At 71.9% G+C, this 10,388-nt stretch carries 10 protein-coding genes; 5 read left to right on the forward strand and 5 right to left on the reverse strand.

What is annotated here, in order from left to right; all coding sequences use genetic code 11:
* Window positions 1-42: 42 nt before the first annotated feature.
* From BJF79_RS64485 to BJF79_RS64495, 4 genes are all read left to right on the forward strand, one after another.
* A complete protein-coding gene (locus tag BJF79_RS64485) occupies window positions 43-645 on the forward strand; it encodes a hypothetical protein (RefSeq protein ID WP_262403486.1) in 603 nt (200 codons plus the stop codon).
* Window positions 646-739: 94 nt separating this feature from the next.
* Entirely contained in the window at window positions 740-1,957 is a 1,218-nt protein-coding gene (locus BJF79_RS64490; RefSeq protein ID WP_262403487.1) for an AAA family ATPase, read from the forward strand.
* Window positions 1,954-2,685, forward strand: coding sequence for a 4Fe-4S single cluster domain-containing protein (locus BJF79_RS44615; protein ID WP_075906678.1), 732 nt, complete (start codon window positions 1,954-1,956; stop codon window positions 2,683-2,685). The genes BJF79_RS64490 and BJF79_RS44615 overlap by 4 nt, the downstream gene beginning before the upstream one ends.
* Window positions 2,686-2,841: 156 nt before the next feature.
* Window positions 2,842-4,026: an FHA domain-containing protein gene (locus BJF79_RS64495; RefSeq protein WP_262403488.1), complete on the forward strand. Its 1,185-nt coding sequence runs from the start codon at window positions 2,842-2,844 to the stop codon at window positions 4,024-4,026.
* Between the two features lie 127 nt (window positions 4,027-4,153).
* Here BJF79_RS64495 and typA read toward each other — a convergent pair whose 3' ends face one another.
* Window positions 4,154-6,007 carry a translational GTPase TypA gene (gene typA, locus BJF79_RS44625; protein ID WP_075906682.1) on the reverse strand — a complete coding sequence of 618 codons (1,854 nt, stop codon included), beginning with the start codon at window positions 6,005-6,007 and terminating at the stop codon, window positions 4,154-4,156.
* Window positions 6,008-6,246: 239 nt separating this feature from the next.
* On the opposite strand from typA, the gene BJF79_RS44630 reads away from it, so the two are divergent.
* Entirely contained in the window at window positions 6,247-7,263 is a 1,017-nt protein-coding gene (locus tag BJF79_RS44630; RefSeq protein WP_075906683.1) for an NlpC/P60 family protein, read from the forward strand.
* A 49-nt stretch (window positions 7,264-7,312) separates the two neighbouring features.
* On the opposite strand, the gene BJF79_RS44635 is transcribed toward BJF79_RS44630, so the two are convergent.
* Genes BJF79_RS44635 through BJF79_RS44650 form a run of 4 tightly spaced genes read right to left on the reverse strand, consistent with a single transcriptional unit; the run spans window position 7,313 to window position 10,265 of the window.
* Entirely contained in the window at window positions 7,313-7,684 is a 372-nt protein-coding gene (locus BJF79_RS44635; protein WP_262403489.1) for a (deoxy)nucleoside triphosphate pyrophosphohydrolase, read from the reverse strand.
* Between the two features lie 37 nt (window positions 7,685-7,721).
* A complete protein-coding gene (locus BJF79_RS44640) occupies window positions 7,722-8,552 on the reverse strand; it encodes a Mut7-C RNAse domain-containing protein (RefSeq protein ID WP_083734709.1) in 831 nt (276 codons plus the stop codon).
* Window positions 8,553-8,580: 28 nt separating this feature from the next.
* Window positions 8,581-9,633 carry a bifunctional lytic transglycosylase/C40 family peptidase gene (locus tag BJF79_RS44645; protein WP_075906685.1) on the reverse strand — a complete coding sequence of 351 codons (1,053 nt, stop codon included), beginning with the start codon at window positions 9,631-9,633 and terminating at the stop codon, window positions 8,581-8,583.
* Entirely contained in the window at window positions 9,630-10,265 is a 636-nt protein-coding gene (locus tag BJF79_RS44650; RefSeq protein ID WP_075906687.1) for a hypothetical protein, read from the reverse strand. Before BJF79_RS44650 ends, BJF79_RS44645 begins: the two co-directional genes overlap by 4 nt.
* Window positions 10,266-10,388 lie beyond the last annotated feature (123 nt).

The following is a 10,388-nucleotide window of genomic DNA, read 5'->3' on the forward strand; positions in this document are numbered from 1 at the left end:
CGCCGGAGCGACCGGACCGGATAGCGGAGTGGAGCGGGCCTGATGAGCATTGATTCGCCGACGCTGGGCGGACGGCTGCAGGGCTGGCCGCCGTTCATCCGGGAGCTGGACGCGACGCTGTCGGTGCACTCGCAGTACGTGCTGTCGGGCAACCTGCACGACAGTTTCCTCGCGCCGCCCGCGCAGGTCGGGAGCCCGGCGCGGCTGCTGCCGCTGCGGGAGCTGCTGTGGGAGACGCTGCGGGCCAGCGGCGCCTCGTTCATGATCGTGTACGACCCGGTGGACGGGCTGCAGATCTGGCCGGACGACGGCGACGAACTGTCGGACGAGGCGCGGCGCGAGGCCGAGCGGCTGATGGGTCGGCTGAAGCCGGACGACAAGCCGTCCCTGGAGGCGCTGACCCGGCACATGGCCGCGGTGGTGCGGCCGCAGGAGAACGTGCGGGGCGCGTTCGTGATCGACTCGGCGTCCCGGATCGCGCGGACGCGACCGACCTGGAGCCCGCCGAGCGCGACTTCTTCCGGTTCTGCGCGAAGCTGTCGCGGACGGCCCGTCCGGTGCGGGTGGTCGGGGCGCGCCCGAAGCCGCTCTACAACCCGGTGGTGTGGCTGGTGGAGCGGCCGGGCGACCTGCCGCCGTGGATGACGACCGACAACGAGACGATCCGGGAGATCACGATCCCGCGGCCGCATCTGGGCGACCGGCAGGAGACGGCCCGACTGCTGGCGCGGGCGTCGGGGTGAGCGACGTCGGCGCGGACGAGACGGCCGGGGCGGCGTGCGACGCGTTCGCCGAGCAGGCGGACGGGCTCACCCTGCAGTCGATGATCGAGGTGACGCGGCTGGCGAAGGAACGCAACGTCAACCTCGCGGATCTGCCGGACGCCGTCCGCACCTACAAGCTCGGGGTGCTCGACAACCCGTGGAGCCGCGGGCACCTGCGGCGCCGGGTGCTGGAGGGCGAGAAGCGGGTGCCCGAGCGGGTGATCGGGCAGCCGCAGGCGGTGACGAAGACGCTCGACATCCTCAAGCGGGCGGTGCTGGGCCTGTCGGGCGCGCAGGCGACGCGGTCCGGGAGCCGTCCGCGGGGCGTGCTGTTCTTCGCGGGCCCGACCGGCACCGGCAAGACGGAGCTGGCGAAGGCGGTCACCGAGCTGATCTTCGGGGACGAGTCGGCGTACCTGCGGTTCGACATGAGCGAGTTCTCCGGGGAGGGCTCCGGAGACCGGCTGATCGGCGCGCCGCCGGGCTACGTCGGGCACGAAGCCGGGGGCGAGCTGACGAACGCGGTGCGCGAGGACCCGTTCCGCGTGATGCTGTTCGACGAGATCGAGAAGGCCCATCCGCGGATCCTGGACAAGTTCCTGCAGATCCTGGAGGACGGGCGGCTCACCGACGGGCGCGGCAACACCGTCCACTTCTCCGAGTCGATCCTGATCTTCACCTCGAACCTCGGGATGTACGTGCCGGGGCGCGACCTGACGACTCCGGGCGGGCAGACGTACGCGTCGCCCAACCGTGTGCAGAACATCACTCCGGGAATGTCGTACGACGAGGTCGCGCAGCGCATCAAGGGCGCGGTCGCCGAGCACTTCACCGAGGTGCTGAACCGGCCGGAGCTGCTCAACCGGTTCGGCGACAACATCGTGGTGTTCGACTTCATCTCCGCCGACGCCGCGCAGCGGATCTTCGACCTGCAGTTCGCGAACATCTGCAAGCGCGTGTCGGAGGAGCACCGGCTCGTCCTGACGATGGAGGACGACGCGCTGGAGACGCTGCGGGGCTGGTGCACCGCGGAACTCGACAGCGGCGGGCGCGGCATCGGGATGGCGCTGGAGTCCTACTTCGTCAACCCGCTGGCGCGCGCGCTGTTCGACCGGGAACTCGTCCCGGACGAGCCCATGACCGTGTCCGGGATACGCCGCGAGGGCAGTATCGTGCATCTGGACCTCCTGTGACGGGCGGCGGCACCCCGCGTTCGCTGCTGCTCGCCAAGGCGCACCATCCGGTGACCGCACTCGGCCCCGGTACCCGCGCCGGCATCTGGACGCAGGGCTGCACGCTGCACTGCCCCGGATGCCTGTCCCGGGACACCTGGGACGCCGATCCGGGCAAGGCCGTCCCCGTCGAGACGATCCTCGGCTGGCTGGCCTCGCTGCCCGGACCGGTGGACGGGCTGACGATCTCGGGCGGTGAGCCGTTCCAGCAGCCGGCCGCGCTGGCCGCGCTGCTGCGCGGGGTCCGTGCATGGCGGGACGCCCCCACGCGTGAGACGATTAGGTTCGACATATTGGTCTACAGCGGATATGCCTACTCTCGGCTCGCGCGGTCCCGCGAGTTTCGGGAGATCCTGGACATGTGCGACGCCGTGATCACGGGGCCGTATGTCGACCGGCTCAACCCGAGGGGGCGACACCCCGAGGGCGGCTCCCTACTCTGGAGGGGGTCGGCCAACCAGCGCGTCGTGCCGCTGTCGCCATTGGGGCGGGAACGGTACGGGGCACTGGCCGACATCGGGAAGACTGAGGAAGGCGCTGGGCCCAGAGTGCAGGTGTCCGTGGACGAAGGGCCGGAGGGAAGGCGGGTGTACTACATCGGGATCCCGCGAAGGGACGACATGGAGCACCTCACGTCGAGGCTCGAACGCGCCGGCGTACGCTCGGGGGAAGTGTCATGGCGAGCTTGAACTGTCCAGTCTGCGGTGAGCAGTCCCAGCCTGGGGACCTGGTCTGCATGAGCTGCGGCGCGAACCTGGCGCGGGCCGGGGCCGGTCGGCCGGGGCCCGGCGGGTACGACGACCAGTCCCAGATGCCGGGGTCGCAGTACGGCGCACCCCAGCACGGTGCTCCGCAGCACGGCGGCCCGCAGCACGGTGCCCCGCAACACGGTGCGCCCCAGCACGGCGCTCCCCAGCACGGGGGGCCGCCGCACGGTGCCCCGCAGTACCAGCAGCAGGACCAGTACCAGTACCAGCAGGCACCCCAGCAGCAGGCGCCCCAGCAGCACCAGCGCCGCAGCAGGACCAGTGGGGTGCACCGCAGCAGCAGGCTCCGCAGGCCAGTGGGGCGCGCCGCAGCAGCAGGACCAGTGGGGGCCGCCGCAGCAGCAGGCCCCACAGCAGGACCAGTGGGGCGCACCACAGCAGCAGTCCGGCCCGCCCGGCCAGGACCAGTTCGGTCAGCCGGGTCCGCAGGGCGGCGGAATGGGCGGGATGCAGGCGCCGCAGCAGCACCAGGCGCCGCAGAACGACCAGTGGGGCGCACCGCAGCAGGACCAGTGGGGTGCACCGCAGCAGCAGGCTCCGCAGGACCAGTTCGGTCCTCCGCAGGACCAGTTCGGCCCGCCCGGCGGCGGCCAGGACCAGTTCGGTCCGCCCGGCGGCCAAGACCAGTTCGGCCCGCCCGGCCAGGATCAGTTCGGTCCTCCCCAGGACCAGTTCGGCCCGCCGCAGCAGGACCAGTGGGGCGCGCCGCAGCCGCACGCTCCGCAGCAGGACCAGTTCGGTCCCCCGCCGCAGCCCGACCAGCGGCCGCCGATGCCGCCGCCGCACGGCCGCGAGCAGACGCTCCTGCCGCCGGAGCAGCAGCGCGGCGGCCCGCACGGCGGCCCGCCGCGCAGCGACAACACGGCGATGATGTGCCCGTACTGCGAGGCGGTCCTGTCCAGCCCGGGCGCCGCGCAGTGCGACCAGTGCCTGCGGCCGCTGCCGCAGCAGGGCACGCCCGTCCTGCGGATGCAGTTCCCGACGGGCGAGCTGAAGGTGTCGGTGGGCCAGCACCTGGTGCTGGGCCGCGACGCCGGGCAGTCGCCGGTCGCGTCCACGTTCACGCAGTACGACAACGTGTCGCGGCGGCACTCGACGGTGTGGCTCGACCCGTCCGGGACGGCGTGGGTGCGCGACGAGGGCTCCACGAACGGGACGTTCGTCAACGGTGAGCGGCTCCCGCGCGGCGTCGAGGCGCCGCTGAAGAACGGCGACCAGCTCCGCCTGGCCGCCGACGTCACGGGCAACGTCCAGCTCAACTGACGCGGACGACCGCGCACGACGGACGCGCACGACGGAAACGGCCCCCGGTTCGGACGAACCGGGGGCCGTTTCCGTTCGGCGTGCGGACCGGGGCGGCGGGACGTGGCCCCGGAACCGCCGCCCGGGGTCAGCCGGAGCGCTTGGTGCGGGCGCGCGTGCGCTCGCGCTCCTTGGCGTCCAGGACGACCTTCCGGATGCGGACGGCGGTCGGCGTGACCTCGACGCACTCGTCCTCGCGGCAGAACTCCAGCGCCTCCTCCAGGGACAGGTTGCGCGGCGGCGTGAGCCGCTCCAGCTCGTCGCCCGTCGAGGAACGCATGTTCGTGAGCTTCTTCTCCTTGGTGATGTTCACGTCCATGTCGTCGGAGCGGGAGTTCTCCCCGACGATCATGCCCTCGTACACCTCGGTGGTCGGCCCGACGAAGAACGTGCCGCGCTCCTGCAGGTTCGTGATCGCGAACGCGGTGGCGGCGCCGGTGCGGTCGGCGACCAGCGAACCGGACGGGCGAGTGCGCAGCTCGCCGAACCACGGCTCGTAGCCCTCGAAGACGTGGTGCGCCATGCCGGTGCCGCGCGTCTCGGTCATGAACTCGGTGCGGAAGCCGATCAGGCCGCGCGCGGGGACCAGGAACTCCATCCGCACCCAGCCGGTCCCGTGGTTGGTCATGTGCTCCATGCGGCCCTTGCGGACGGCGAGGAGCTGCGTGACCGCGCCGAGGTGCTCCTCGGGGATGTCGACGGTGAGCCGCTCGACCGGCTCGTGCTTCTTGCCGTCGATCTCCTTGGCGACGACCTGCGGCTTGCCGACCGTCAGCTCGTAGCCCTCGCGGCGCATGTTCTCCACGAGGATGGCGAGGGCCAGCTCGCCGCGGCCCTGCACCTCCCAGGCGTCCGGGCGGTCGGTCGGCACCACCTTGATCGACACGTTGCCGACCAGCTCGCGGTCGAGGCGGTCCTTGACGAGGCGGGCGGTGACCTTGGTGCCCTTCTCGCGGCCCGCCATCGGGCCGGTGTTGGTGCCGATCGTCATGGAGATCGCCGGCTCGTCCACCGTGATCAGCGGCAGCGGGCGCGGGTCGTCGGGGTCGGCGATGGTCTCGCCGATCATGATCTCCGGGATGCCGGCCAGCGCGATGATGTCGCCGGGCCCGGCCTCGTCGGCGGGCTTGCGGGTCAGCGCCTCGGTCATCAGCAGCTCGGTGATCTTGACGCGCTCGACGCTGCCGTCGCGGCGGCACCAGGCGACCTGCTGCCCCTTCTTGATCGTCCCGGCGCGCACCCGGCACAGCGCGATCCGGCCGAGGTAGCTGGACGCGTCCAGGTTCGTGACGTGCGCCTGGAGCGGCGCGTCCGGGTCGTAGGACGGCGCCGGGATCGTCTCGGTGATGACCGTGAACAGCGGTTCGAGGTCCGCGCTGTCGGGCTGCTCGCCGTCGCCGGGCTTGTTCATGGACGCGCGGCCGGCCCGCCCCGACGCGTACACGATCGGGAAGTCGATCTGCTCCTCGTCGGCGTCGAGGTCCATGAACAGCTCGTAGGTCTCGTCGACGACCTCGTCGATGCGCGCGTCCGGCCGGTCGGTCTTGTTGACGACCAGGATCACCGGGAGACGCGCGGCGAGCGCCTTGCGCAGCACGAACCGGGTCTGCGGGAGCGGCCCCTCGCTGGCGTCCACCAGCAGGACGACGCCGTCCACCATGGACAGGCCGCGTTCGACCTCGCCGCCGAAGTCGGCGTGGCCGGGGGTGTCGATGATGTTGATCGTCAGCCCGTTGTGCCGGACGGCGGTGTTCTTCGCGAGAATGGTGATGCCCTTCTCGCGCTCCAGGTCGTTGGAGTCCATGACCCGGTCGTCGACGTCCTGGTTCTCGCGGAAGGCACCGGACTGCCAGAGCATGGCGTCGACCAGCGTCGTCTTGCCGTGGTCGACGTGGGCGACGATCGCGACGTTCCGGAGGTCGTCGCGCGTGGAGATGGGCATGCGGTTTCGCCTTGCGTGAGAGTTCGGGAGTCGCCGCAGATGTGCAGCCCTCTCATTCTACTTGCCGCTGTCCGGTTCCTGCCGTACTCGCCGCCATCCGAGGCCCCCGGAACCGGCCCCGTCTCGCCGGTCCGTAACATGAGTCACTTAAACCCCGGTTGGCGAATTTTGCTCAATGTTTGTAATCTCCCGGTGATCCGGCCGTCGAGAACCGGCCGTCGACGAGAGGAGACCCCGGCTTGACACCGGACCATCTCCGGCGCAGGCGCTCCCCCCGGCGGGGACTCGCGCCCGCCGCCGCGGCGACGCTGTTGCTGATCACGCTCGGCTCCGCGCCGGCCGCGCACGCCGATCCCTCCCCGCAGCCGTCCGGCTCCCCCGGCCCCCTTCCGACGACGGTCGACGGGCTGAAGAAGGAACTGGACAAGCTGCAGGAAGAGGCGGAAATCCTCACCGAGCAGTACAACAAGACCCGCGTCGAGCTGAAGGCCGCGAAGAAGGCCGAACAGGCCGCCGCCACGAAGGCCGCGGCGCTGCGCGCGCAGGCCGAACCGGCCCGGCAGCGGCTCGGCGAGATCGCCGCCGCCAACTACAAGGGCGGCCGCCCGGACGTCCTGTTCATGGTCGACGGGAGCGCGGAGGGGCTCGCCGCCTCGGCGTTCCTCGCGCAGCGCCAGGTCGACACCGTCGCGGCCCTGGAGAAGCAGGTCGGGCAGGCCGAGGCCGCCGAGAAGGCCGCGCACGACAAGACCGCCCAGGTCGAGAAGGCCGCCGAGACGTCCGAGGAGGCCAAGGGCAAGGCCAAGGACAAGGTCGACGAGGTGCTCAAGCGGCTCGAGAAGCTGACGACCACCAACGCCTACAGCCCCCGCACCGGCCTCAAAGCCTCGGTGAAGGGCACCGGCCTGCCCGCCGAGATGGCCCGCAAGGCGGCGAGCAAGCTCGGCTCCCCGTACGTGTGGGCGGCCGCCGGGCCGAGCAGCTTCGACTGCTCCGGACTGGTCGTCTGGGCGTACGCGCAGGTCGGCAAGTCGGGCCTGCCGCACTACACCGGGGCGCTGTACGGGCTGGGCAGCAAGGTTTCGCGCAACCAGCTCCGGTCCGGCGACCTCGTGTACTTCGGCAGCAATCTCCACCACATGGGGATCTACCTCAGCGACGGCAAGTACCTGCACGCGCCGCAGACCGGAGATGTGGTGAAAATCTCCCGGCTGTCGGAGCGCTCGGACTACGCGGGCGCCAACCGGATCGGCTGAGCCGCCGCCCGGACGGCCCCGCGCCGCACGGCGCGGGGCCGGGTCGCGATCAGCCGAGGCCCTCCCGGGCCAGCACGTCGATGACCGGCCGGTCGCCGTCGAGCCACGCCACGTCGAACAGCTCGTCCGGGGCGAGCCAGCGCAGCGCGAGATGCTCCAGCGCGCGCGGCTCGCCCTCGACGATGCCCGCCGTCCACACCCGCAGCACCGCCCGTTCGCTCAGCCGCCAGTCGGCGCCGATCCGGCGGCCGAGCCGCACCTTGATCGCCAGTTCCTCGTGGCACTCCCGGACGAGCGCGTCGGCGTCGGTCTCGCCGGGGTCGACCTTGCCGCCGGGCAGCTCCCAGCCGCCCGCCATGTGGGCCGGTTCGGCCCGCTGTGCGGCCAGCAGCCGCCCGTCCGCGATGATCGCCGCACCCACCACGATCAGGTCGATCGGAACCAGCTCCTTCCTCGTCTCACTCCGGGACGGCGGCCCCGGCCCGGTCGCTCCCGCCCGCGCGCCCCTCGGCGGCGCCGTCCGCGCGGTCGTCCGCGACCAGTCGCGTCGCCTCCCGGACGATCTCCTCCAGGTGGTCGCCGTGGGCGCCGCGCCAGTACACCTGCCGGCACCGCCCGCACCGTCCGTAGATGTCGTAGCTGCGCCGCGTGCCCGCCTCCAGCTCCCGCTCGATCTCGGTCTTGTCGACCGGGACCAGCTCGCCGTTGCAGGCGGTGCAGCGCGTCCACGGCCGCAGCACGGGCGCGAACCGTCCGAGCATGTCACGGAGCTGGCCGTCCGGCTTCGGCCCCCGCACGTACGCGCCGAACCACAGCGCGCGGCGGCGCAGCAGCCCCCGGTCCTGGGTCAGCAGGACCCGGCGCTCCTCGTTGGCCTGCACGACGAGCGCGGGATCGTCCATGTCGTTGTGGTAGGCGGTGTCGAGGCCCAGCAGCCGCATCCGGCGCGCCAGCGTGCCCAGGTGCACGTCGAGCAGGAAGCGCGGGGCGACCTGCCCCGGCTCCAGCGGCACCGGCTGCGGGCGCGGGACGGCCCGTACCCGCACCTCGTCGCCGTCCCGCGTGCGCGTCGCGGCGTCGACCGGCTCCCCCGCGATCGTCATCGGGCCCGCCTCGGGCAGCGGAACGCCCAGCGACTCCACGAGGTGCCCCAGCGTCGACGTCCCGTCGTAGGGTACGCGCCGGACCGGCTCCCGCCGGGCGGCGGGCAGGAACATCAGCAGTTCGTCGGCGACTCGGATCGTTATCTCGGCGTCCACGCGGGCCAGCATGCCACGCGGCACCCCCATTTCCGTCCGATTTATCCGCGGCCCGCCCTCACGAACGCTCCTCGGCCGCCGCGAGCTGCCGCTGCAGCTCGGGCTTGGCCAGCGGGCGCGTCGACCCGATCCAGTCCGAGCGCTCGTAGGACTGGACGGCGATCGCCGGCACGCACGTCGAGCAGCGCGCGACGATCATCTTGCCGTCCGAGATGACCATCCCGACATGCCCCGGATTGTTCGCCGACGTCCCGGGACCGGAGTCGAAGAACACCAGATCGCCCGGCTGCTCCTGCCCCTTCTCGATCTTCTTTCCGAACGGCCACTGCTGGAACGTCGTGCGCGGGATCGCCAGGCCCACCGCCCGGTAGGCCGCCTGGATCAGGCTGGAGCAGTCCCACGCGTCCGGCCCGTTCGCGCCGAACACGTACGGCTTGCCGCGCTGCGCCATCGCGAAGTCGATGATCTCCTTGACGATGCCGTCGACCCCGGCGGGCAGCTCGTTGTCGCCGCAGTTCACGCCGTTGCTCTGGACGACCTCGAACTCGCCGCCCGCGTACTTCCCGGCCCACTCCAGCACGAGGTCCACGTAGTCCCACGAGTGGTTGTAGGCGAAGATCGCGTCCCGCATCCGCTCCGGCGCCCCGCTGGCCTTCAGGTACGCGGCGGCCGACGGGATCGCGTCGACCGGGTCGTACCGGTCTTTGTGCCCGTCGTCGTCGCCGTCGACCCCGTACGACTTGAACGTTGCGGCGAGGAACTGCATCGGGCCGCCCGCCCCCGCGTAGTTCTCCCCCTCGGCGACGCCCGGCAGATCGGACCGTCCGTGGTCGGTCTCGACCTTCCCGACGCCCGCGAGGACGTTCCAGGGGATCCCGTACTCCTTGCCCGCCTTCTGGTACAGCTCAAGGAACGCGCCCGGGATCGCCTCCGCGTCGCCCCCCGCCGCGGGCTGCGCCCCGGCCTCCGACACGTCCGTGCACCGGGACCCCGCCCCGCCGCCGAACATGAACTGGCTCGCCCCGAACAGCACCGGAACGAAGATCAGCGCGACGAACAGCAGGCCCGCGGCGCCGAGCGCCCCGGCGAACAGCAGCCGCCGCGCCGTCATCCGGTGTCACCCGCCTGCCCGGCGTCCGCCGGCTCGAACGCGTAGACCTTCAACGATCCGCCGTCCCGCACGACCGTCACCGCCCACCGCTTGTCCTCGCTGGTCTCCTTGCCCCCCGCGGTGACCTTCTGCGTGCCCGTCACCAGGAAGATGATCGAGTTGTCGCCGATGTCGCGGACCTGGTCCAGCGACGCCGTGCCCGTCGCGACCGTCCGCTCCTCCTCGCGCTTGGCGACCAGACCCGCCGAGGAGTGACCGCCCACCAGTTCGGTGCCAAGCTGGTCGGTGACCAGCCCGGACAGCCGCTCGGCGTACTTCTGCGGCTCCTCGTCGTACCGGTACGTCGCGTACGCAGACACGAACTTCTGGGCGACTTCGGCGGCCGTCGCGAACTCGGCCCGGGAGAACGGCAGAAGCCGGTACAGGTCGAAGTCCTCCGGGTTCACCTCCGTCCGGATACCGGGCGGCGGCGACGCCGGACCGGTCGGGACGGTCGCCGCGGCGGTCGGCCGGTCGTCCGGCTCGTCGCGCACCCGATCGGGCCCGGCGACCGTCAGGTACACGCCGACCGCGGCGAGCACCACCGCCAGGACCCCGAAGACGATCTTGCGTTGACGGTCGTCGAGATTCATCACTCGTCCCGGCCCGGCTCACCGGACGAGCCCTCGGCCGGACGCAACCAGAACGGCATCGGCGGTTCGTCGCCGGGCGAGCGCCGTCCCCACAGCGGCGGGGGCGACTGCCGCCCGCCCGAA

Source organism: Actinomadura sp. CNU-125 (assembly GCF_001942465.1).
Taxonomy (GTDB): Bacteria; Actinomycetota; Actinomycetes; order Streptosporangiales; family Streptosporangiaceae; genus Spirillospora.